The sequence below is a fragment of the Streptomyces tuirus genome (assembly GCF_014701095.1).
Lineage (GTDB): Bacteria > Actinomycetota > Actinomycetes > Streptomycetales > Streptomycetaceae > Streptomyces > Streptomyces tuirus.
On record NZ_AP023439.1, the window covers coordinates 4,396,314 to 4,419,264 of the forward strand.

Annotated in this window: 23 protein-coding genes; 13 read left to right on the forward strand and 10 right to left on the reverse strand. The window is 69.6% G+C overall.

Annotated features, from left to right (window positions below; all coding sequences use genetic code 11):
• Positions 1-29 precede the first annotated feature (29 nt).
• A complete protein-coding gene (locus IGS69_RS20300; RefSeq protein WP_190901859.1) occupies positions 30-692 on the reverse strand; it encodes a hypothetical protein in 663 nt (220 codons plus the stop codon).
• Between the two features lie 224 nt (positions 693-916).
• Positions 917-1,588, reverse strand: coding sequence for a hypothetical protein (locus IGS69_RS20305; protein ID WP_190901861.1), 672 nt, complete (start codon positions 1,586-1,588; stop codon positions 917-919).
• A 1,017-nt stretch (positions 1,589-2,605) separates the two neighbouring features.
• Here IGS69_RS20305 and IGS69_RS20310 point away from each other — a divergent pair.
• The 3 genes from IGS69_RS20310 (at position 2,606) to IGS69_RS20320 (ending at position 6,644) form a co-directional block, all read left to right on the forward strand.
• Entirely contained in the window at positions 2,606-2,833 is a 228-nt protein-coding gene (locus IGS69_RS20310; RefSeq protein ID WP_033309133.1) for a GntR family transcriptional regulator, read from the forward strand.
• A gap of 576 nt (positions 2,834-3,409) precedes the next feature.
• Positions 3,410-5,335, forward strand: coding sequence for a glycosyltransferase (locus tag IGS69_RS20315; protein ID WP_190901870.1), 1,926 nt, complete (start codon positions 3,410-3,412; stop codon positions 5,333-5,335).
• Positions 5,336-5,489: 154 nt separating this feature from the next.
• Complete coding sequence (locus tag IGS69_RS20320; RefSeq protein ID WP_190901872.1) at positions 5,490-6,644, forward strand: LCP family protein; 1,155 nt, start codon at positions 5,490-5,492, stop codon at positions 6,642-6,644.
• Between the two features lie 11 nt (positions 6,645-6,655).
• On the opposite strand, the gene IGS69_RS20325 is transcribed toward IGS69_RS20320, so the two are convergent.
• Together IGS69_RS20325 and IGS69_RS20330 are read right to left on the reverse strand one after the other, a co-directional pair.
• Entirely contained in the window at positions 6,656-7,360 is a 705-nt protein-coding gene (locus IGS69_RS20325) for a sensor domain-containing protein (protein WP_190901874.1), read from the reverse strand.
• A 163-nt stretch (positions 7,361-7,523) separates the two neighbouring features.
• Positions 7,524-9,626, reverse strand: a complete 2,103-nt coding sequence (locus IGS69_RS20330; protein ID WP_190901877.1) for a hypothetical protein — start codon at positions 9,624-9,626, stop codon at positions 7,524-7,526.
• Positions 9,627-10,470: 844 nt separating this feature from the next.
• Between IGS69_RS20330 and IGS69_RS20335 the strand changes: the two genes are divergently transcribed.
• The 10 genes from IGS69_RS20335 to IGS69_RS20380 all read left to right on the forward strand — a co-directional run bounded on the left by IGS69_RS20335 (position 10,471) and on the right by IGS69_RS20380 (position 17,635).
• Positions 10,471-11,211, forward strand: a complete 741-nt coding sequence (locus IGS69_RS20335) for a hypothetical protein (RefSeq protein ID WP_190901879.1) — start codon at positions 10,471-10,473, stop codon at positions 11,209-11,211.
• A 17-nt stretch (positions 11,212-11,228) separates the two neighbouring features.
• Complete coding sequence (locus tag IGS69_RS20340) at positions 11,229-12,110, forward strand: hypothetical protein (protein ID WP_190901881.1); 882 nt, start codon at positions 11,229-11,231, stop codon at positions 12,108-12,110.
• Positions 12,107-13,414: a CpaF family protein gene (locus IGS69_RS20345; RefSeq protein ID WP_104787415.1), complete on the forward strand. Its 1,308-nt coding sequence runs from the start codon at positions 12,107-12,109 to the stop codon at positions 13,412-13,414. The genes IGS69_RS20340 and IGS69_RS20345 overlap by 4 nt, the downstream gene beginning before the upstream one ends.
• Before the next feature lie 46 nt (positions 13,415-13,460).
• The gene (locus IGS69_RS20350) at positions 13,461-14,411 is read left to right on the forward strand and encodes a type II secretion system F family protein (protein ID WP_190904570.1); all 951 of its coding nucleotides are present in this window, start codon (positions 13,461-13,463) and stop codon (positions 14,409-14,411) included.
• On the forward strand, positions 14,411-15,334 hold the full coding sequence (locus IGS69_RS20355; RefSeq protein ID WP_190901890.1) for a type II secretion system F family protein: 924 nt from the start codon (positions 14,411-14,413) through the stop codon (positions 15,332-15,334). The genes IGS69_RS20350 and IGS69_RS20355 overlap by 1 nt, the downstream gene beginning before the upstream one ends.
• Before the next feature lie 100 nt (positions 15,335-15,434).
• Entirely contained in the window at positions 15,435-15,686 is a 252-nt protein-coding gene (locus IGS69_RS20360; RefSeq protein ID WP_010041603.1) for a hypothetical protein, read from the forward strand.
• Positions 15,687-15,741: 55 nt separating this feature from the next.
• The gene (locus tag IGS69_RS20365) at positions 15,742-16,203 is read left to right on the forward strand and encodes a TadE family protein (RefSeq protein ID WP_097219035.1); all 462 of its coding nucleotides are present in this window, start codon (positions 15,742-15,744) and stop codon (positions 16,201-16,203) included.
• On the forward strand, positions 16,204-16,632 hold the full coding sequence (locus tag IGS69_RS20370; RefSeq protein ID WP_190901892.1) for a TadE/TadG family type IV pilus assembly protein: 429 nt from the start codon (positions 16,204-16,206) through the stop codon (positions 16,630-16,632).
• Positions 16,629-17,099 (forward strand): pilus assembly protein TadG-related protein, encoded by a 471-nt coding sequence (locus IGS69_RS20375; RefSeq protein WP_190901894.1) that lies wholly within the window; start codon positions 16,629-16,631, stop codon positions 17,097-17,099. Before IGS69_RS20370 ends, IGS69_RS20375 begins: the two co-directional genes overlap by 4 nt.
• Before the next feature lie 305 nt (positions 17,100-17,404).
• On the forward strand, positions 17,405-17,635 hold the full coding sequence (locus IGS69_RS20380) for a hypothetical protein (protein WP_190901896.1): 231 nt from the start codon (positions 17,405-17,407) through the stop codon (positions 17,633-17,635).
• A 65-nt stretch (positions 17,636-17,700) separates the two neighbouring features.
• On the opposite strand, the gene IGS69_RS20385 is transcribed toward IGS69_RS20380, so the two are convergent.
• From IGS69_RS20385 to IGS69_RS20410, 6 genes are all read right to left on the reverse strand, one after another.
• Positions 17,701-18,054 carry a hypothetical protein gene (locus IGS69_RS20385; protein WP_190901898.1) on the reverse strand — a complete coding sequence of 118 codons (354 nt, stop codon included), beginning with the start codon at positions 18,052-18,054 and terminating at the stop codon, positions 17,701-17,703.
• 25 nt (positions 18,055-18,079) lie between these two features.
• Complete coding sequence (locus IGS69_RS20390; RefSeq protein WP_190901900.1) at positions 18,080-18,685, reverse strand: hypothetical protein; 606 nt, start codon at positions 18,683-18,685, stop codon at positions 18,080-18,082.
• Positions 18,686-18,717: 32 nt separating this feature from the next.
• Positions 18,718-19,110, reverse strand: coding sequence for a hypothetical protein (locus IGS69_RS34715; RefSeq protein WP_232543592.1), 393 nt, complete (start codon positions 19,108-19,110; stop codon positions 18,718-18,720).
• Between the two features lie 26 nt (positions 19,111-19,136).
• Positions 19,137-20,774: a putative T7SS-secreted protein gene (locus tag IGS69_RS20400; protein ID WP_190904572.1), complete on the reverse strand. Its 1,638-nt coding sequence runs from the start codon at positions 20,772-20,774 to the stop codon at positions 19,137-19,139.
• Between the two features lie 82 nt (positions 20,775-20,856).
• Positions 20,857-21,915 (reverse strand): hypothetical protein, encoded by a 1,059-nt coding sequence (locus IGS69_RS20405; RefSeq protein ID WP_232543593.1) that lies wholly within the window; start codon positions 21,913-21,915, stop codon positions 20,857-20,859.
• Entirely contained in the window at positions 21,912-22,562 is a 651-nt protein-coding gene (locus IGS69_RS20410; RefSeq protein ID WP_190901902.1) for a hypothetical protein, read from the reverse strand. Before IGS69_RS20410 ends, IGS69_RS20405 begins: the two co-directional genes overlap by 4 nt.
• Positions 22,563-22,951: the final 389 nt, after the last annotated feature.

Here is a 22,951-nt window from a genome sequence, read left to right on the forward strand (position 1 = left end):
TGGTTGGAGTGCGGTGCGCCGTGACCTGTTCACTGGCACTTCGCTGCCTTCGTCTCGACGAACACCTTGGATGCCTGCCACAGGTCCTCGCTCGTCGGGAACTTGACCATGACGATCTTGAAGTAGTCGAAGTCCTCGATGCTGGGCTTGGTCTTGAGGAGCTTCTTGGTCTTGACTTCCCTGCCGAAGAACTTGCCCGAGTCCGCGCAGAACCCCACCTCCACCGAATTGCCGTTCGGAGCGGAGCGCGTGGTGGTGTCGTAGTGACGCAGTGTTCCGGTGGCGGTCCAGCCACCCTTGATCCACTCGTTGATCTGCACCTGCGCGTAGTGCAGCCCATTACCGGTGGCGTAGGCCGTCACGGCCGCATCCTTGGTCGTTCGCTTGTCGACACCCCGGTAGATGGCCCGGATGTAGTTCGCGGCGTCCTCCATCGCGGCAGCCTCGTTCTTGTCCTTCGGCTTGTCCCAGTCGAAGACCAGGTCTATGTCGCTGGGCAGGGACACGTCCACGCCGTCCGGCTTGTCCCCCGCCGAAGAATCCGCGGACTCCTTCGGGGATTCCGCCGCCTGGCCGGCACCTGCGGTCTTGTCGTTGTCGCCGGGCTTGCCGTCTCCGCTACCGCAGGCCGTCAACAGCAGTGTTGCCGTCGCCGCCAACGCGGCAGCAACGGGCAATGGGCGGCGCTTCACAGTTACTCTCCGTAAGACAGAAGTTCAGTCGAGAGCACCGAAGGTATCGGTGAGGTTGTTGGGTTCGCCAGAGCGAACTTCCGCGCGTGCCGGGGTAACTGGTGCGTTTGGGACTCGCGCGGGCTGGTTGTGTCTTGGCCGTTCCCGGACTGGGGACGGGTCCCGGACGCTGCGGTGTGCGTCGTCCGGAGTGCTGGTGCCGAGAAGTCTGCGGTGTGGTCGGTTCACCGGCACTGCGCCGCCCTTGCCTCGACGTACACCTTGGACGCTTGCCACAGACCCTCTCCGGTGGGGAGCTTGGCCATGACGATCCTGAAGTAGTCGAAGTCCGTGATACTCGGCTCGGTCTTGCGGACCTTCTTGGTTCTGATGTCCTTGCCGTAGAACCTACTGGAGTCCACGCAGAACGCGACCTCCACCGAGTTGCCGTTCGGGGCGGACCGGGTGGTCTCCTGGTAGTGGCGCCGGGTGCCGGTCGCCGTCCAATCACCTTCGAGTCTGACGTCGATCTGGGTCCTCGCGTACTTCAGCCCATCGCCCGTGGAGTATGCGGTCAATGCCGCGTCCGTGGTCGTGCGTTGGTCAACGCCCCGGTAGATGGCCCGGATGAAGTTCGCGGCGTCCTCCATCGCGGCAGCCTCGTTCTTGTCCTTCGGCTTGTCCCAGTCGAAGACCAGGTCTATGTCGCTGGGCAGGGACACGTCCACGCCGTCCGGCTTGTCCTCCGCCGAGACCGACGGCGGTTCCGTGGACCACTTCGGTGCTTTCACCTCCTGGTCGGCGCTGGCGTTCCGGTCGTTGCCGCTGGACTTGTCATCCCCGCTACCGCAGGCCGTCAGCAGCAGTGCTGCTGTCGCCGTCAGTGCGGCAGTAACGGGCAATGGGTGGCGCTTCACAATGACTCCCCGTGATACAGAAGTTCCGTCAAGAGCACTGACGGTATAGGTGGGGTTCCTGGTTTCACCGCGGCGAACTACTGCAAGAACAGGGGCAATCCTGAGTGTTTGGGGCCTTCAGGGCGCCGGTTGGGTCCTGATCGCGCCCGAAGAGGGGACGGCCCCGGCGTCGCGGTGTCCGGCGTCCGGGGCCTGGAACTGGGGGTTCCGCTCCGCTAGTGCGGTGCCCTGCATCTCGGGCAACCACACGGCGGATAAGCCGAGGTGAAGGGAACCGGGTGGATGTGTTCGTCGGCCAGGAACTCGACCTTGCCGCGCTCTTCGGTCACCGCGCCCTCTGCGTTGATCTTGTAGACATGGATGGTGAGGCGGGATCGGTGACCCGCCGGGGCGGGGATTCCGAGAGGGCCTGCCGGAGATGAGTAGTGGGTGGCGCACTCCGAGCAGGCGTACACGTTGAAGCCAGGGCCTGTGGGGGTGTGGATCAGGTGCACCAGGACCGGCTCGTCCGTGTTGCGCTGGCAGCGAGCGCACATTCGGAGGGCCGGACGGGTCATCGGGCGGCCGCCGGGACTCGAACGCTGTGTAGGCGCTTCGGCCCTGTGTCGATGCCGAAGGTGGTCAGGTGGGCGGCTCTGCGGCGTTCACTTTGGCGGCGAAGTTCGGTCGGGTCCAGAACGTAGGGGCGCACGAGGTGGGATGCGTTGCCGTCGAGTCGTTCGGTGAAGCGGCGAGGGGGCGGTGGGGTGGGGATGATCCGCAGGGGTGGTAGCGAGCCGAGGCGGTGACGACCGCGAGGCCGTGGAGGGCACAGGCTCAGTGCCCACGAGAGGGTGCGGGCGATAAGGTCCAGCATGTCGACGCTCCTTGCAGCGTTGGCCATGCCCCGGGACGGCCAGCATCCGTCGCCGGGGTCTGTCGTGAGAAACCGTAGGGCGACCTGTATGCGCCTGTCTACCCATATGGGCTCAGAGGGGCATCTATGACTCGATGGAGGGTCGTACGTACAGTTCACCTGTGTTCGAATTTGACCCGACCAGACCAAAGTGGCAGCAGATCGCCGAAGTGGTTCGGCAGCGCATCGCCAGTGGCGAGTACCCGGTGCGAGGCTTGATCTCCGAGGTGAAGCTGGAGCAGGAGTTCGGAGTTGCTCGCGAGACTGTCCGTAAGGCCACCGCGGCTTTGAGGGAAGAGGGGCTGATCGTCACCACGCGGGGCATGGGGTCCTTCGTCGCGGAGCGCTGAGCGAGGCTTGCGGCGCTCGCGGTGTTGCAGTCGCGACGAACCGCCTGACCGCACCACCAGGGCACGAGTGGTGTACGCCTTCTGCAAGGGGTACACCTGGGGCCCATTTGCTGAGCGCCGACCAGCGGTGTCAGTGCGTCGCTGGCCGGGCTGCCCGTCGCCGCGCTCGGGAGCATCCACCCCGTCCGTCCACGACGCTCTCCGTTCCGGCCCTACGGCCCGGTCTCCGAAACTACAATCGCGCCCCATGCGTAACTCCCGCAGCATCACCGCGAATACGGCAGCCGTGGCCAGGAGCATGTTCTACGCCGGCGTGTGGAGACGGCAGCCCGCGGAGGGAGCGGGAGTCGGGCGATGGCCGGAGTCCGGAGGCGGTGACGCCCCCTGACCCCCGCCGCGTCCAATGCCAATGCCAAGACCCGGGCCCGAGCCCGCCACAAACACCCCCGCGACCCCCGAGCCCACTGGCTTCTCCTCGCCCTCACCCTCCCCCTCCTCCTAGCCCTGCTGACCTTCCAGGGCTGGACCCAGCACGAGGTCGACGCCGCGAAGGCGCGGTCGCCCTGTACGGAGCCCGTGCCCGACGCCGTCGCCCGGGGCGGACCCGTGATCGGGATCAACCGGGACGGGATACGCACCGGGTCGATGCCCGCGCGGACCGTCGCGCTCACCTTCGACGGCGGGCCCGACCCCGTGTGGACACCCCGGATCCTCGACCTGCTGCACAGGAACAACGCGCGGGCGACCTTCTTCGTGTACGGGGCCCAGGCCGCCCGGCACCCCGAGTTGGTCCGGCGGATCCGGGCCGAGGGGCACGAGATCGGGTCCCACACGTACACCGGGGCCGTGCTCGGTGAGTCCTCCGCGCCCCGTTTCCGGGCGGAGCTCGAGATGACCCAGAGTGCCCTCGCCGGGGCCACCGGCCGGCGGACCCATCTGGTGCGGCTGCCCCGCACCACCAGCCCGGACACCCTGTGCGGGCGCGAGTGGCAGGCAGCGCGGCGGGCCGCCGGGTACGGGTATGTGCTCGTCGCCGCCGACAAGGGGTCCCGCAGCCCCGCGCGGGGCATCGTCCGGCAGCTCAGCCAGACGGAGAGCGCGTATCAGGAGGCGCGCCGGCTGCTGAAGAACCGCGGCGTCGAACGGTTCACGACCGTGTCCGACGGGCTCGAGCTCGTCCCGGACGCCCCGTCGTCCCTCGTCACGCGGTGGCTCGGGCAAGGGCTGATCCGGATCACCGGCCTCGGGCAGGTCCTCTCCACCGCCATGATCTGGATCCTCGGCGTCGCCGGTGGCCTCGGCGTGCTGCGGCTGTTGCTGCTCGCCCTCTTCGCCCGGGCCCATGTGCGGCGGCTGGAGCGGTTCCGGACCGGGGCGCCTTGGATGGGGGAGACGTCCGGGCCGGTCACCGTGCTCGTCCCCGCGTACAACGAGGAGGCCGGGATCGGGGCGACCCTGCGGTCCCTGCTCGACTCCCGGCTCCGGGAACTCCAGGTCGTCGTCATCGACGACGGGTCCACCGACCGGACCGCCGACATCGCCGCGAACATGGGGGACGCCCGGGTCGAGGTCGTACGGCAGGCCAATGCCGGTAAGGCCGCCGCCCTCAACACCGGGATGGCGCAGGCCCGTTACGACATCGTGGTGATGGTGGACGCCGACACCGTCTTCGAACCCGACGCCATCGAGCGGATCGTGCAGCCGCTCGCGCACCCGGCCGTGGGTGCCGTCAGCGGCAACACCAAGGTCGGCAACCGGCGCGGCCTGCTCGCCCGTTGGCAGCACCTGGAGTACGTCTTCGGCTTCAACCTCGACCGCCGCATGTTCGAGGTGCTGGAGTGCATGCCGACCGTGCCGGGTGCCATCGGGGCGTTCCGGCGGGACGCCGTGCTCGGTGTCGGCGGGGTCAGCGAGGACACCCTCGCCGAGGACACCGACCTGACCATGGCCCTGTGGCGGTCCGGCTGGCGGGTGCTGTACGAGGAGTCCGCCGTCGCCTGGACCGAAGTGCCCACCACCGTCCGGCAGTTGTGGCGACAGCGGTACCGGTGGTGCTACGGCACGCTGCAGGCGATGTGGAAGCACCGGGGTGCTCTGGTCGGCAGGGGCCCGGCCGGGCGGTTCGGGCGGCGCGGGCTGACGTATCTCGCGCTGTTCCAGGTCGCGCTGCCGCTGCTCGCGCCCGTCATCGACGTGTACGCCCTCTACGGCGTGCTGTTCCGCGACCCGTGGGAGTCCGCCGCGGTCTGGTTCGCGTTCCTCGGCGTGCAGATCGTCTGCTCGGGCTACGCGCTGAGACTTGACGGCGAGCCGGTGCGGGCCCTGTGGTCGATGCCGTTCCAGATCGTCGTCTACCGGCAGTTGATGTATCTCGTCGTCATTCAGTCGCTGGTCGCGCTGCTGCTCGGCAGCCGGCTGCGGTGGCAGCGGATGCAGCGGTCCGGGACGGCCGCTGAACAGATCGGTGGGCCCGTTCCGTATAGGGGTGTGCCGATGCGCTGACCCGAGAGCCCCCCCCACAGCACCTTCGAGGCGTCATGAGCGACTGGACCGACCATCCGGGAGACGAGCGGCCGGGGCAGGACGACCCGAGACCGGTCCCGCGCTCGGCCCCGCGGGTGCCCCCGCCCTCCACCCGTACCGCCCGCTGCCCGGCATGCCCTCGCTCGCCGCCCCCGGCCGCTACGAGGGCGGCTCCTTCGGCCGCTACGACGGCGGCTCCACCGGCCGCTACGACCCCGGCTCCCGCGCCCCCCACGACCGCGGCTCCCACGCCCGCTACGACGGCGGCTCTCACGCCGGCGGCGGTCGCGGCAGCCGCAATCCGCGGCGCCGGGCGGGCAGGGGCCGGCGGTTCCTGCGGACGGCGGCCGTCCTCACGTCCCTGCTGCTGCTCGCGGGCGCCGGTACGTACGTCTGGGCCGGGACCCGGCTCAACCAGCAGGTCGACCTCGGCGCGCTCGGCGCCCGGGTGCCGGCCGGAGAGGGCACCACCTACCTGGTCGTCGGCTCCGACAGCCGCGAGGGACTGTCGGAGCGGGACCGGAAGGACCTCACCACCGGCTCGGCCGACGGCCGCCGCACCGACTCCGTGATCCTGCTGCACACGGGCGCGAACGGCGCCACGATGCTCAGCCTGCCGCGCGACTCCTGGGTGACCCTCCCGTCCTACGTCGATCCTGGCACCGGGCGCGGCTACCGGGCCGCGCCGGACAAGCTCAACGCCGCGTTCTCACGGGGAGGTCCCGACCTGCTGGTGCGGACCGTGGAACGCAACACCGGCGTGCGCGTCGACCATTACGCGGAGATCGGCTTCGCCGGCTTCGTGGGCGTGGTCGACGCCGTCGGCGGTGTCGACCTGTGCCTGGACAAGGCCGTCCGGGACGAGGACTCCGGCGCCGACCTGCCCGCCGGCTGCCAGACCCTCGACGGCGCCGAGGCGCTGGCCTTCGTACGGCAGCGCAAGCAGGAGGCCCAGGGGGATCTGGGCCGCACCCGTAACCAGCGGCGTTTCCTTGCCGCCCTCGCCCGGAAGGCAGCCACCCCGGCCACCCTCGCCGACCCGTCGAAGTCGTTCCCGACCCTGGACGCGGGACTCGACACGCTCATCGTCGACGAGGACACGGAACTGCCGGATCTCGTCGGGCTCTTCGAGGCTCTGCGTGAGGCCACGGGGCGCGGGGGCCGGCAGCTCAACGTCCCCGTGGCCGACCCGGACCTGCGCACCTCCAAGGGAAGCGCGGTGAAGTGGGACGACCGGCGGGCCCGCGCCCTGTTCGACGCCCTGCGCGAGGACCGGCCGCCCGGCTGATCGACGGGCGTTCACTGCGCGAGCTTGGAGTTCTGCGCCGTCACCACCTTCGCGGGCATCTTGGCGTCGCTGGGTCGCCTGCTGTCGGCGATGGCGAAGCCGTTCACCGAGAAGTAGACGGCGAGCACGTCACCGTCGCGGACGACCTGGGTGCGCACCGTGTGGGTGATACCCCGGAACGGCGTCGTCGCGCGGAAGGCCACGGCACCGGGCGCCGTCCCCTTCTCTGCGGTGACCGAGTCGTAGGCCGTGCTGTTCTTGCCCGCCTTCGCGGTGAACCCGCCGCCGCACTCCCGGACGGCCTTCGCCAGCCCGGCCAGCACCGACTCGGCCTCGGCCGCCGGCTCGTAGGAGGCGAGGGTGATGTAGATGCTCTCCTTGCCGTAGCCCGCCCCGGCGCTGCGCGTGAGGTCGGCCCGCGGTTCTCCGAGGGGGAGTTGGTTCATCGCGTAGGCCAGCGGGGCGCAGCCGGGCTTGTCGACCGTGACCTCGTCGGAGGACTTGGCGAAGGCGTACTCGGCTTCCAGCTCGGAGACGTTGTATCCCGGCAGGTCGTCCTCCGTCACGATGGCCTTCGCCAGCCGCTGCGCCGGGGTGATCTGCTTGGCCTTCGGCGTCGTCCGCGCATCGGAGGGCGTGTCCTCACCGCCCGAGCAGGCGGTCAGTGCGGAGGTCAGGGACAGGACGGAGACGACGGCCAGGGCGGCGCGCTTCATGGGGGGCTCCTAGGTCGCTGATCGAGCGAAGGTCAGGGCATGGGGGCATGGGGGCATGGGGGCATGGGGGCGTGGGGATGGGGAGGCTCCTCAGTGGACACCTGCGGTCCGGCCTTCATTGGACACCCGCGGTCCGCCTTCAGTGGACACCCGCGGTCCGCCCTCAGTGGACACCCGCGGCCCCCCTCACCCTGTCGACGAGCCGGCCGATGCCGTCGGGTACGGCGGTCAGAGGGCTGCCGGTGATGTCGAAGTAGGGGAAGCGGGTGTTGCCGAGGGCGGGGTCGGGCAGTCTGAGCAACCGGCCGTGGACGGCGCCCGGTTCGGCGACGGCCGTGTCGCGGCAGGGCGCGCAGACAGGGAGCAGGCGGCGGCGGTTGCCGTCGGCGGAGACGCGGACGTGGTGGCGGTGCTCGGCGGGGCCGTGCAGCGGGTTGACGCCGCAGCACAGCTTCGACGCCCGTCCGGTGAGGGCGGCCCGGCCCGCCCGGGCGAGCACGATGACGGCGACCAGGGTCGCGGGATCCGCCCCAGATCGCCGGGCGCGGCCGGGATCGCCGTCGACCAGGAGCAGGGCCGCGTCGAGACGCTCCCGGTCGCGGGCGCGGTCCTCCCGGTCGGTGAACTGCGCGCTGAGAGCGGTGAGTTCGTTGTACGCGGTACGCCGGAGGTACGACGTCGACGGTGCGGTCGGGGCGGTGAACGGCATCCGGTCGAACGACTCGGGCACGGGCGAGCGACGGCGCAGCAGGCCCCGGACGATCCAGGTCGCCCCGGCCGCGGCGCCCGTCAGCAGGAGAGCCGCGACGGCGCCCACGAACAGGCCGGGCCAGAAGTCGGTGGAGTACAGGGCCGGGAGGGTGGTCTCGTCGGCGGCCCGGGGAGCGGGGGCCGGGGCGGGCTCGGTCTGCGGCCGGTCGGTGCGCGGGGTTTCGTCGAGGAAGGTCATCAGCTTGTCGAGGCGCTCGCCGAGGAGGTGGTCGTCGGCCTCGTCCGCTCTGCGGTCGCCCAGGGTGAGGGAGTCCGGCAGGTCGAGGGACAGGTGGTTGGAGTCCAGGCGCAGGCCGTGGTTGAGGACGTCGATCGTGCCGTCGTCCGGATCGGCCACGACGTACACACCGTCCTCGCCCACCTTGGCGTGCACCGCCGCGGCGAACAGGTCGGCGTCACCGGCCGATTCGCTCTCCGGGGTCTGCGGCACGAGGGAGACGTACACGGGGCCGCCGCCGTCGGAGCGCCGGAAGTCCCGGACCCGCTCGTGCAGCCGGTCCAGTTGCCGGGCGTCGAGGACGCGCGGGCTCTCCGGGTCGGCGTAGACGGGGTCCTGTTTCAGCCCCGCCGCGACCCGCTCCACGCGGGCGGACAGTTCGGCGGGGGTGGGGGGCCGTGCCGCGCTCGACCTGGTCTCGTCGAAGACGACGGGGGCGGTGAGGGCGATCGCGGCGGCGGACAGGAGCGCCGCGCCCGGGGCGATCAGGCGCAGAGCGGGCTTTCCCTTGCGTCCGCGTCTGGCGTAGGCCGCGAGCAGCAGGATCGACAGCGGTACGCCGGTGAGCAGGATCCCCGTGAGGAACGACTGGTTGCGGCGGTCGGACGGGCCGATGTACATCTCGGCGGGCTCGTCGTCCCGGTACTTCCCGCGAGCGGCCTCGGCGCGGGCGGCGGCCTTCTCCTCGCCCTGTGCGATGACGTCCACGAAGCGCTCGAAGCCCGCCAATGCGCCCGCGTCGTAGGGGAGTTCGTGCAGCGTGACGGTCACGGCGGCGTCAGCGGGGGCGCGGACGCCGTAGGCCGCGGCGTGCGCGACGTCCGTCCCCTCGATCAGGACGTACAGTCCGTCGCGCCCGAGCCGGTCGTGTACGGCGCCGAGCAACCGTTCCCCTTCCATGCTGCTCAGCATGGGCAGGACCAGGACGTAGGTCGGGACACCGGTCTTCTTGGCGAGTCTCGCGAAGTCGGGGGCGGTGGATCGGGGCAGCTCGCGGGGGAGTTGGTCGGTGACGTAAACCGGGTTCTCGCGGAGGCGGTCGGCGAGGTAGGCGGCCTGGGTGACGGGGGGCGTGTCCGCCGAGTCCGCCGCGGAGGCCGGGGTGGCGGTCACGGCGCGGGGGAGGGGAGCCGCGCCCGCCGTATGGGCGGGGGTGGCGGTCGCGAAGACGGCCGGCAACGCGCAGAGTACGAGGAGCAGTCGCAGGGCGCGGGTGCGGCCGTCGCGCCCGGCCCGTGTTCGTCCTGCCCAGGCGTGTTTCGTCCTGACTGCTCTCACCGGTGAGCCCCCCGCGGTCCGATCGCTGTCCGCGCGGCACTCTACTCGGGGCTTCGCGAGTGCTACAGGTCGGCCGGTTGCGGCCGGCCCGCTGAAGCACATCCGCCGGTCCGGCGGCGAGGGACTCGCGCCGACACTCGGTCATGACATCCGCCTTGCCGATCTCACGACTGGCAGGCGATGACCTGCGGTTGCACCAGAAGCGCGGCCCATGTCCCGGAGGACTTCCGCACCGCTCTGGACGGCCCACTCCCGGGCAGGGTCGGGGAAGGCTGGGCGGACAACCACGTGTACATCCAGTCCAATCCCATGGAACCGGCTTACGCGACCGCGGTGATGCTCGTCGCCGCCCTCGCCGCCCTCGCCGCCCTCGCCGACCGGCGGTGCCCTCCAGGAGTGGCACCGGCGGGCGTCGACGTCACCCTCGCGAGGGCATCTGCGCGGGCTGCCCGGCCCCGCTTCGTGAGTGAATCGTGCAGGCATGATGGCCGGCAGGTGACGAACCGGTTACCCGGGGCAGGCCGTTGAGGTTCGTGGCGATTCGCTGGCGCACAGGGGGCGCTGTCATCCGGGGCTGGTCCCGGCCGGGTTGACCCGGGCCGACGTTGCAGATGGATAACGGGCCGTGCCCTGCGGCCCGTGGGGCCGGACGCGCCTTGAGGGGCTTATGTGCGGCTGATACGGTGCGATGGCTTGACACTCACCCCCAGTGCGGGCCATTCGCCCAGGTCGGGCGGGTAAGTCCGGCCCGTCCCGTACTTCTTCGTGCGGGTCGACGCGGGTGAAGTGTCCGAATTTGAAGGCACATGACAGACATCTTCTTGGGTGTACGGGGAGCGGTTGCGTGAAGATCCAAGAGCGTACGGGGGCGGGCGCGGGTCGTCCTGCCGCGCCGGCTCAGCCGTCGGTCGGCGACCGGCTTCCCACCCCGCCTCGCGAGCGCAAACCGGCACTGGCCGCGCTCGCGGTGCTGCTGATCCTGGTGGGTGCGCTGGGCGCGACCATGCTGGTGCTCCAGGCCGGTGACCGCATCGAGGTGGTCAAGGTCACGGAGGCGATCCCCGCGGGCGGGTCGGTGAACTCGTCGAACACGACCTCCGTCATGGTCGCCAAGGACGACAGCATCCACTACGTCGAGTGGACCCAGTTCAACGAGCTGAAGAAGCTGAAGGCCGTCAACGCCATCCCCGCCGGAGTCGTCGCCGTCGGCGAGATGTTCGGCAGCGAAGCGGGTGTCGCCGCCGGCAAGGCCACCGTGGGCCTGTCCCTCAAGGCCGGCCAGTACCCGACCGGCATCAAGCAGGGCGACACCGTCGCGGCCTACCGCGTCAGCTCCGCCTCCGGCTCGTCCAACAGCAACAGCAACGGCAACTCCTCGTCGTCGGCGTCCAGCAACTCCGTCATCGCCGACAACGCCCGCGTCAGCTACGTCCCGGGCCCGAAGGACAGCGGCGACGAAATCGTCGGCAGCACCAACCTGGCGGTCACCCTGACCGTCGACAGCGACAAGGCCGCCGACCTGGCCCAGGCCGCCTCCAACGGCGAGGTCGCTCTCGTCAAGGTCCCCGGCACCTCCGGCAACTAGAAGGCGGCACTCGACCCATGGCGCTCATCGCTCTCGCCGCCGACAAGGGTTCCCCCGGCGTCACCACCGCGGCCGTCGCACTGTCGGCGGTCTGGCCGCGGCGTGTCCTGCTCGCCGAGGCCGACCCGGCGGGCGGTGACCTCGTCTACCGCAGTGCCGCCGCGCACGGCGGACCGCTCAACCCCAACACCGGCATGCTGTCCATCGCCGCCACCGCGCGCCGCGGCCTCGTACCCGACCAGCTCTGGGACCACGTACAGCCGCTGAGCGGCGGGCTCGAGGTCCTCGTCGGGCTCGGGATCGCCGAACAGGCCGCCGGACTCGCCGGGTTGTGGCCCACCCTCGGGCACGCCTTCCACTCCCTCGCCGACTCCCCGCACGCCGCCGCCGACGTCATCGCCGACTGCGGACGCATCAGTGGCGACACTCCGGCCCTGGAACTGTTCCCGCACGCCGCGCTCGTGCTGCTCGTCTCGCGCACCGAGCCGGAGGCCATCGCCCGCGTCCGTGACCGCGCCGCCGCCCTCGCCGGCAAGCTGCACGGCGGATCGCGCGGCGCCGCGAGCCTCGGCACCCCGATGATCGGTGTCGTCCTGATCGCCGACACCGGCACGGCCGGCAAGCTCGCCTCGCAGGTCAACGACATGCTCGTGCACGCCCAGACCGGTGCCCGCGTGGTCGGCACCATCGCCGACGACCCGGCCGGCGCCGACCAGCTGGCCGGCCGCAGGCGCGGCCGCCTCGACAAGTCGCTGCTGATCCGCTCGGCCCGCAAGGTCGCCGCCGACCTCTACCAGCAGTACGGCGCCGCCTGGGCCGCCTCCGCCCAGGCCAACCAGGCACCCCAGGCCCACCACGCCCCGGGCCAGATGCAGGGCCACGCGGGGGCCGGCGCATGACCGCTGTCGACCACCAGTTGGTCAAGCGGTTCCGCCAGGACGCCGGCGACCGCATCGCCGAGCAGCGCCGGCAGGACCAAGTCGCGGGCGTCACCCCGATGTCCACGGAGGACGAACGGCAGTACGCCCGGGCCGTCATAGCCCAGATCCTGGAGGAGTACGCCCGCGCCGAGATCAACGCGGGCCGTACGCCGCTGGACGCCGAGACCGAGGAGCAGTACGCGGCAGCCGTGCACGCCGCGCTGTTCGGCGTCGGCCGGCTCCAGCCGCTGCTGGACAACCCCGAGGTCGAGAACATCGACATCAACGGCTGCGACCAGGTGTTCATCGGGTACGCCGACGGCCGCGAGGTGCAGGGCGACCCCGTCGCCGAGACCGACGAGGAGCTCATCGAGCTCATCCAGGTGCTCGGCGCGTACTCCGGTCTGTCCTCCCGGCCCTTCGACTCGGCCAACCCGCAGCTCGACCTGCGCCTGCCCGACGGCTCGCGTCTGTCGGCCGTCATGGACGTCACCCGGCGCCCCGCCCTGTCCATCCGCCGCGCGCGCATGGGCAAGGTGTTTATCTCCGACCTCGTCGGCAACGGCACCCTGTCGCCCGAGGTCGCCCACTTCATGGCCTGCGCGGTCCGCGCCCGCAAGAACATCATGATCGCCGGCGCCACCAACGCCGGAAAGACCACGCTCCTGCGCGCCCTCGCCAACGAGATCCCGCCCCACGAGCGCCTCATCACCGTCGAACGGGCCCTGGAGCTGGGCCTCGACACCTTCCCCGACCTGCACCCCAACGTCGTCGCCTTCGAGGAGCGCCTGCCCAACTCCGAGGGCCAGGGCACCATTTCGATGGCGGAACTGGTGCGACGCTCGCTGCGTATGAACCCCTCCCGCGTCATCGTCGGTGAGGTCCTCGGCGACGAGATCGTCACCATGCTCAACGCCATGTCGCAGGGCAACGACGGCTCCCTGTCCACGATCCACGCCAACAGCTCGCACGAGGTCTTCAACCGTATTTCCACCTACGCGCTGCAGGCCACGGAACGGCTGCCCATCGAGGCCAGCCAGATGCTGATCGCGGGCGCGGTCAACTTCGTCGTCTTCATCCAGCGGCGCAACAACTACGGCAGCGGCGGCCGCCTCCAGCGCATGGTCACCTCCGTCCGCGAGGTCAACGGCGTCGACGGACGCGTGCTGTCCAGCGAGGTGTTCGCGGAGGCCCCCGACGGCCGGATCGTGCCGCACGCCCCCATAGCCTGCCTGGAGGAACTGATGGCACACGGCTACCGGCCGACCGGGACCTGGGGGTGAGCCGGGAATGACCACGAACCTCGCGGCACTCGGCTCGCTCGGCTCCATGGGCGGCCTGTTCTCCACCACCGTCCTGTACTCGATAGGGAGCGGTGTCGCCGTCGGCGGCGGCCTCGCCCTCCTCCTCATCGCCGTACGGGGGCTGCCCGCTAAGCCCGACCACGAGAAGCAGAAGGCCGCCGAGCGGGCGAGCGAACTGATCCGCTTCGCCGGCCGGCGCGGCTCGCTCGCCGCCATCGTCGGCCTGGTCGTCCTCGTCCTCACCCGCTGGGCGGTCGCTGGCCTCGCGGCCGGTGTCCTCGTCTTCTTCTGGGACCGCCTGTTCGGCGGAGCCGGTGAGGAACGGGCCGCCATGCGCCGCGTGGAGGCCCTGGCCTCCTGGACGGAGTCCCTGCGCGACACCATCGCCGGCGCCGTGGGCCTGGAGCAGGCCATCCCGGCCTCCGCCCGCGCCGCGGCCCCCGTCCTGCGGCCCCACCTCGACGCCCTCGTCGACCGGCTGCGCGCCCGCACCCCGCTGCCCGAGGCGCTCCAGCAGCTCGCCGACGAGATCGACGACGCCTCCGCCGACATCATCGTCGCGGCCCTCATCCTCAACGCCCGCCTGCGCGGCCCGGGTCTGCGCCAGGTCCTCGGCGCCCTGGCCAAGTCGGCCCGCGAGGAGGTCGACATGCGCCAGCGGGTCATGGCCCAGCGCGCGTCGACCCGCAGGTCCGTGCAGATCGTCGTCGCGGTCTCCATCGCCTTCGTCCTCGGCCTGTCGATCTTCAACCGCGACTTCGTCGCGCCGTACGGAACGGCCGTCGGCCAGCTCGTCCTGGCCTGTGTCTGCGGCCTGTTCGCGCTCGGCTTCTGGTGGCTGCGCAAGCTGTCCACCATCGAGACGCCCGAGCGCTTCCTGGTCCGTGACGAGGCCTCCGTCCAGTTCGTCCGCCCCAGGACGCCGTCGCACGCGCAGTCCCAGCAGCGGATGCCGCAGGAAGAAGGGGCACGCTGATGGACCTCACGATGCCGCTCGTCGTCGGCGCCGTCATCGGCCTGGGCATCTACGCCCTCGTCCGCGCCCTGATGCCCAGCAAGCGCAGCGCGATCTCCCAGGTCGCGCGGATCGACGCGATGCGGGCCCGCGGCTCGGCCTACGAGTCGGCCCGCGCCGAGCGCGAGAAGGGGCGCCTGGGCGCGCTGCGGGCCGAAGTCGGCCTGCGCGTCTCGGAGTTCTACCTCCAGCAGGGATGGGAGCAGCGCTCGCTGCGCGCGGACCTGGCGGTGCTGGACCGCAGCTGGGAGAAGTTCCTGGCGACGAAGGCGCTGCTGGGCGTGGCCGGCCTGTTCTTCGGCCCGTTCCTGTTCGCCATCGTCTACACGCTGGGCTTCGGCCGCAGCCCGATCATCCCGGTCTGGCTGGCCCTGCTCTTCGCGGTCGTCTTCTTCTTCCTGCCCGACCTGGAGGTACGGCGCGACGCCGCCGAGAAGCGGCGCGACCTGCGGCGTGTGATCGGCGCCTACCTCGACCTGGTGTCGATGAGCCTCGCCGGCGGACGCGGTCTGCCCGAGGCGCTGATGGCGGCGGCCGAGATCTCCGACGGCTGGGCCAACCAGCGCATCCGCAACGCCCTGTCCGACGCCCGCATCACCGGCGTCAGCCAGTGGCAGGCACTCGGCGCGCTGGGCGAGGAGATCGGCGTCGAGGAACTCAAGGACCTCTCCGCCTCCCTGGCCCTGGTCGCGGACGACGGTGCCAAGGTCCGCGAGTCCCTCGCCTCCCGCGCCGAGACCATGCGGCACCGCGAACTCGCCGAGATCGAGGGCAGCGCGGGCGAGAAGTCCCAGTCGATGCTCGTCGCGCAGCTGCTGCTGTGCGCCGGGTTCCTGGTGTTCCTGATCTTTCCGGCGGCGATGCGGGTGTTCCAGGTGCAGTGAGCCGTGCGTGAGCCTTGCGGTGAGCTCGCGCTGAGCTCGCGGTGAGCGACCTTCACAACTCCAGAACTTCCGTGAACCGATTTCGAAAGGACAAGACGTCATGAACGGACGCAACTTCCACACCGGCATTCCTGCCGTGGACTTCCTCGTCACCTTCCTCCAGGCCCGCACCGAGCGGGCCCGCTCCGGGGAGCTGGACCGCGGTGCCTCCGCGGTCGAGTGGGTCATCATTTCCGCGGTCGTCGTGGCGATCGTCGGTGTCGTGGCCGCCATCATCAACGCCGCGCTCAGCGAGGGCGCCAACAAGGTCGGCGACTGCATCAAGGGTGCGGACGCGGGCAAGACCTGCTGATCGCCTCAGGGCCATCAGGACCATCAGGAGCATCAGAGCAACGGGGTTCACGGGGATGCCGGCAGACGTCAGCAGACGGGTACGCCGCTGGGTGCGGGCCGCACGGGAACGGGCGGCCACCCGCGGTGACTCAGGCATGACCGCGATCGAGTTCGTGCTGCTCACCCCGGTCCTCTTCTTCATGATCTTCGCGACCGTGCAGTTCGCCCTGTACTTCTTCGCGGACCACGTCGCCCAGGCGGCGGCCCAGGCCGGAGCCCGCAAGGCCCGCGCGACGGCCGACGAACAGCCGGGCGCGTGGCGGGGCGAGGCGCGCGACGTCGTCGACAGCTACATCCGCCAGCTCGGCCCCCAACTGGTCCTGTCCCCGGACGTGACGATGGTGCAGCCGGAGCAGAACACGGTGGGCGTGGAGATCGCGGCGCGGGTCCCGACGGTGTTCCCCGGGCTGGATCTGACGGTGCACGCGCAGTCGGTGGGGCCGGTGGAGCGGTTCGTACAGGAAGAGGGCAACTGAATGTCCGTCCCTTCCCCCGCCCGGGGCCGCCGGCCCGTGGACGACAGGGGCTTGTCCACCGTCGAGGTCGTGATCCTCGCGCCGGTGATGATCCTCTTCATCCTGGTCCTGGTGGCCTTCGGCCAGCTCGTGGACGGCCGCGGCGCACTCGACGGAGCGGCCCGGGACGCGGCCCGCGCGGGTTCGATCCAGAAGGACCACGCGACGGCCATGGCCGAGGCCAGGAAGGCCGCCGAGGCGAACCTGGCGGACGTCTGCTCGGGCCCGGTGACCGTCACTCAGACCAGCCGGGGCTTCGAACCGGACACCATCTTCACGGTCGAGGTGAGCTGCCAGGTGCGAGGTCTCGCCATGCTCGGCCTCGACATCCCGACGACCCTGTCGGCGAGCTTCAGCTCCCCGCTCGACCCGTTCCGGAGGTCGGTGTGAGACGCCTTCGGTCCTTCGGGCCGGGCTGGTGGGCGGCCCGTCGCGCACGGCTTGACGACCGCGGCTCCGGCGCCGGCGCGGTCATCATCTTCACGCTCGTCTTCCTCTCCCTCTCCGCGTTCGTCATCGACGGCGGCATGTCCATCTCCAAGCGGGAACGCGCCGCCGACATCGCCGAACAGGCGGCTCGTTACGCGGCCCAGGACATCGACCGCGACGCGCTCTACGAGAACGAGGGCGGCCCTGCCCCGATCAACTTCGAGAACTGCGACGCCCGCGTGAAGGCCTTCGCCCGCGAGTTGGACATGACGGGCGCGGACATCGGCGCGACCCACTGCGTGGCGGCGGACGCCGAGCAGGTACAGGTCGAGGTCCAGCTCACCTACTCCCCGGTCTTCACGGGCATGTTCTACGGCGGCGACGTGGTGGTCCACGGCGAAGCGGTGGCGCAGAACGAGGTCGGCTGAGCCGGTCCGGAACATTCGGCGAATCTGCACACCGTTCACCGTGAGGTCGGGATGGAGCGGGGCAGAAACCGAGGCCGGCTCATTTCCCACCCTGCGGAACGCATTTCGGCACCGCGAAGTGGCAGAAGATGTGAAGACCGTCGGGTCTGCGACGACCGAATGGTCACACCCGTGAATTCCGGCCCGGAAATCCCCCCGGATCCATATCCACGGACTGGGCACTGACTGGCCGCCCCTTCTTCCGACGTGCTTTGATCGATCACGCTCGAGCACTTCGAATTATTGAACGAAGGGAACCGCCTTCCATGGCCTTCACCCCGCAGATCCAGACCGCCCAGATGTCCGACGCGGAGCTGGACTCCATCGCCGGCGGCCAGGCGGGCGGTGTTGCCGCGGGTGCCGGCGCCGCAGCCGGTCTCTACGTCGAGACCACGGCCGCCGGCCTCACCGCCGGCGTCGGCGGCGGCCTGGGCCTCGCCGTCTCGCCGCAGGGCATAGCGGCGGACCTGCACCTCAACGCGGCCGTCGCTTCCTGACGCACGCGCTAGAAATGGGCCCCGGATCTCCGGATCCGGGGCCCATTCACGTCTCGCCCGGCGGCCTACTTCCCCCCGCCATCCCCTTCACGGCCCTTACCGCCCCGCTTGTCCTCGGTCTTCATGGCGTCGTTCACCTTCTTGGCGAGTTCGTCATCGAGCTTCTTGAACTCGCGCACGACGGCATCGGACATACTCGCCAGCGCATCGAGCTGCTGCGTGATGTCCTCGCGCCCGTCTTCCCAGTTGGACTCGAAATCGCCGAGCGCGTCATTGACACTGCCGTCGCCGATGTCGTCCTTGTACGACTCGAAGAGCTTCTTGGTGTGATTCAGACGCGTCTTGAGGGACCGCAGCCGCCGCCCATAGCCCTCCAACTCGGTCAGCGGAAGCGCGAGGTCGCTCTTGCCCTTGCCCATTCGGATCCCCCAGCGGGTCGGACGGTCAGATGAAGCGGAAGGTACTGGTCACAGCGTCGAAGATGTCATGGAAGGCGTCGGCCAGGTCCAGCACGGGGCTGGCTCCGGAGATGAGGACGACCTTGCCGGTGGCCCCCGGCAGGGGTACGTAGGTCTGTGTCAGCACCATCCGCAGGGTTCGGGTGTCGCCCTCCGCGACGGGCACGTCCTCCACGCCGTACGTGCGCGCGGCGGGGCCCACTTCCGGAATCTCGACGGTGGTCACCGTGCGCCAGGCGTCGCCCTCGCGGCGGGGCGTGATGGTGCGCAGGCTCTCCGCGATGGCCCGGGGGTCCGTGTCCAGGGCCACGCCCTGCTTGTTCTTCGCCCCGAGAACGGAGACGGTCACGGTCGCGGAGAGCGGGATACCGTCGAAGTTCTCCGCCATACAGCCCATGTACAGCGCGCCGGAATCGTGCGCGTCCTTGGCCATCTTGCGGAGCATGGTGGTCACGTCGGCACGATAGGGCGCCAACTCGGGCGTCTCGCGCACCCGCTCGTCGACGAGAGCGCGGACGGTGGCCTCACGACCCTCCGGGCGGATGTCGAACTCCCACCAGGATTCCGGTACCGCCAGCGAGAAACTGGGCATCGATGCAACCTATTTCTTCCGGTCCACTTCAGTCACATGCTGATTCCGAGGTCGTTTCTGGCGATGTCGATCAGCCTGCTCTCCGGCACTGCAGGCGCCTTGTGTTCCAGGGTCCTGATGTGCTGGACGAACTCGTCGGGCAGAGCAAGGTGATACTTGGTCACATAGTAGGGGAGATCTTCGCGCCAGAGCCAAGTGCCGTCTGTGTACAGGGATCCGATGCCGGTCAATTCGGGTGCGTTCTGATCCAGAACATCCGGGCCCGCACTCATTTCGCTCCAGATCCCTGTGCCATTTCTGAGGTAAACGAGGATGCTGCTTTCGTCCGGCTCGCCCGAGGGTCTGACCGCATCCTTGATCGAACCGGTCTCCGCCAGCCCCCAGCCGGGAGAGAGCTCAGAGAAAAACCCTACGGGGCGAATCATTGAAACTCCTTCGTGTGCCGCCGACTTCAGACCATGGGAAGAAAAGTGAGCCACACACCCTCGTCCCTGATGTGCGGTGTGAAAGGGCCTTCACCGAAGCTGGGCACACCGACTGCGTTGGTAGGAGCCTTGACGGGGACCCCCAGGGAGTTCGCCATGTCTTGGATCACGTGCGGCTGCGCAGCTCCGGAATGGCAGGTGAGCATCCTGATGGGCTCGCCGTTGTAGCCTGGTATTCGGTTGATTGTATCAAGGACATGATTCGGGTTGACTGTGTGGCCACCTGCCCGCAGGCCCGACCGATTCGCCTCGCCCGCGAGCATGCGGCCGTCCCTGGTCCCGTGAATAATGACGTCCTGATAACCGGGAAGCCGCTCGGCGACATCAAAGTTCCTGAGGGTGGCGGGGTCATATCCGATGGCAGTCGCTCCCTCCCTGTGGTACACGGGAATGTCGGAGGGGAGCGCGTCGTCCGCCGCCCTGGTAGGGGGACTTACGTGAGGGGAGTCGGCCTTCCACCAACGGCTTTTTCCCATCATGCTGAACGTCAAGAAGCGGACGTCTTTCAACGCGCGGACGCTGTTGGCGAGATTCTTCAATCCGCCGCCGATTCCGCCCATGAAGCCGGCGCCGAGCGCCTTGAGACCTCCGGCCTTCCAGAGTTTCCCGAGCTTGGCGAGACTCGTGAAGCCCTTCGTGGCAGGTATGCAGTCCAGGGCCGCCCATAAGAGATCACCCCAGCCCGCTTGGCCCTTGATGACTTTTCTCAAGGTGTCGGCCAGCACGACGAGGGCCGCCGCGAAGACGAGCCAGCCGAGTGGGCCGCCGATGATCATCACGATGATGCCGACAACCGTCACGACCCACTTGCAGACCGTGACGATCTCGTCCCAGTGGTCGGTGACCCAGTCGCCGATCTCCTCCCACCAGTGCCGGTTGGGGATCCCGGCGTCGGAGGCTTCCTCCAGTTTCGTGACCGTCCGGCGAGCGGCCTCCTCGTGCATGCGCCGTGCCTGCCCGGCGAGCTTCTTGGCCGCGTCGAGGGCACTCTGCGCGGCCTGCACGTCCTGCTCGGCCGCGATCTGGCGGGCCTTGGCGTGCTGCGCGTTACGGGTGGCGCGGCGGACCTCGGACTCGTCCGGCTTGGGGACGTCCTTGCCGCCGTTCTTGGACGGGTCGTACGAGTCGGTCTTCTCGGTCGCCGTCCGCACCCAGTCGTTGGCTCCGGACAGGGCCGTCTGCGCGGTGGTGAGTTCCGCGCGTGCCTTCCGGCCGTCCCGCAGCGCCTTGTCGGCCTTGTCCTGCGCGGTCTCCAGGTCAGGCCAGAAGGAGGCCAGGGCATCACCGGCCAGGTCGTAGGACTTCTTCAGCTTCCGCAGCTTCTTCGGTGCGTCCGCGAACTCCTCCGCGAACACGTCCGCCGTCTTGCCCGCCCAGGAGAGGATCTCGTCCTCCTTGGCGATGCCCTTCAGATCGCGCAGGGCATCGGCGACGTCGTCTGCGAAGTCGTGCAGCGTTCCGGCGAGTTTGCGGACGCGCTGGGGATCGCCCGGGGTCGGGTCCCCGTCCAGGTCGAGTATGTGCCAGTCGGTCGGCCTGTGTGACTCCTGGGTTCCCCCCGTAACACCCGCAACGGCCCGTAAGAGAGCGGGAGTCGAACCTATCGCACGGCTGGTCGAGGGAAGCAGGCTTGATCGGCTCCGCGCCTGGCGGGGCCGACGGTGCGGCCAAGTGGGCCGCGTCCGCTCAGCGGTTGATCGACTGGATCTCCTGGACGTTCATGTCCTGGGTCGTCTCGAAGGTGCCGTCGGGCAGGTCGTCGCCGGTGCCGTCGGAGCCTTGCCAGGTGATCTGCCAGGTGACGCCGGCGGAGAGCTGGTAGGGGGTGCCGTCGGTCGCGCGGAGGTAGCGGATGCCGCACGGGGGCGTCCTGTCGGCAGCGCCCTTGGTGTACGGGGTGCCGATGGAGCCGTCGTCGTTGATCTCGCAGTCGCCGGAGGCGGGGAAGACCTCGGCGTCCTCGGTGCCGGGGTCCAGGTGGAGGGCGACCGGCTTGGCCGTGGTCTCCGCCCACAGGCCCGTACCGGGGAGCTCCGCGCGGACCTTGACGTCCTTGAAGGTGCCCTTGTCCAGCCAGACCCAGGTCGGGAGGTTCACCGTCGACTTGGCGGCCGGCTTCAGCTCGACCTCGGTCTCGGGGACCTTGACCTTGTCGTAGGCGTAGTCGGCGAGGGTTTCGGCCGTGGGGGCGTTGGGAACCTTGGGGATCTCACCGGCGTCCTGCCAGAACATGAGCCTGCTGCACAGTGATGTGTCATCGATCCCGGTCACGTTCGGGGCCACTCCGCGCCAGAAGTAGCCCTTCTTGCCGAGGTTGTAGTTCTTGTAGCCCTTCACGGTCGCGGGCTTCGTGAAGATCGTGGTGGCGTCCTTCTCGTCCCTGAAGTGGTCCGTCCAGAGCTCCGAGCCGTACCAGCCGTCGCGCAGACCGGCATCGCCGCTGCCGTCGTTCTCCGAGAAGTCCTTCAGCTGTTCGGGGGTGAAGACGGGCTCGTACCAGCACGGCGGCGGCTTCCAGTCGACGTCCGCCGACGCGAGGGTGCCTTGCCTTCCGCCGGTGGGGCCGCTCGTCCGGGTGATCTTGATCCGGGACTGCGAGGCGGAAGCGGACAGTTCCCCGCTGGCGTCGGAGCCGCCTCGGACACCGTTTCCCATGCCTCCGAAGGCGCCTGCCGGCGAGGAGCTCAGCAGTGCCACGACCAGTGACGTGGCGACCAGGGGTATCGCTCGGAACGTCGCCCTCACCGGGAGCACTTCCCTCGCTCACCGCGCACCGACGAGTTCTGCCACACGCCCTGCTCGTTCTTCGTCAGGGAGACCGAGTAGCTGACGAAGGGGTTCGTGCCTGCCGGATTCCCCTCGACCTTGCCGGTCTTGCGGTTTCTGGTCTTGGCGTCGCTCTCGTCCGTGCAGTAGCTGAGCGCTGCTCCCCGGCCGTTCTTGGCCATGACGACCTTGGGGCCGAAGGCCGGGAGCTTGCCGATGACAGTGAGGTCCTTGTCCGTGTAGGACTTGATCCACTGCTTGGTCATCCCGCGGACACCCTTGGTGTCGTAGAAGCTGACGGCTTCACTGTCGGGGTCGTTGGCGATGATCGCCGCGTAGCCGGCCCGGACCTCTTCCTTCGCGTCATCGAGCACCGCCTGCTCCACCGGATCACTGCTCGTCCAGTTCTCGAAGGTCAGCTGGAAGCTGCTCGGGAGCTTGATCACCGGGCGCTTGACGTCGGTCCCCGCGGAGGACGACGCCGATGCCGACGGGCTGCTGGAGCTGTCGCCCGCGCCCTTGATGTCGTCCGATGACGAATCGTCGCCCCCGCCACAGGCGGTCAGAAGCAGCGCCGCCGTCGTGGCGAACGCTGCGGCAGTGGTGGTCAGTGCGCGGCGGGCCACAGTTGATCTCCCCCGTAGTTTCGGTGTACGCGACAGGGAACGAAGCTATCAGGGGCTAGTGGCGTCCCCCTGAACGACCTTGAGGGATTGTGTGGGGCACGTGGCGAGCCCGCGTGGCAGTTGCGAAGGGGGAGTTCCTGGTCGCGCGGGTGCCGGGGCAACTGTCCCCGGTTACAGGGGCAAACCGGACTTCACTGGCGTTCCCTTCCTCCGCCCTTCGGCGACCCCGGTAGGAGTCCATAAGATCTCTGTAGGCTCAGCACACCCCTCACTTCACACTCGACCCCAGGACACCCGCCATGCCGCGACGCCGCACCTCAAGCTCGTCAAGCTCGACGGGAAGTACGTCGGGAAGTACGACGGGGACCACGGCCGCCCCGCGGAACCGG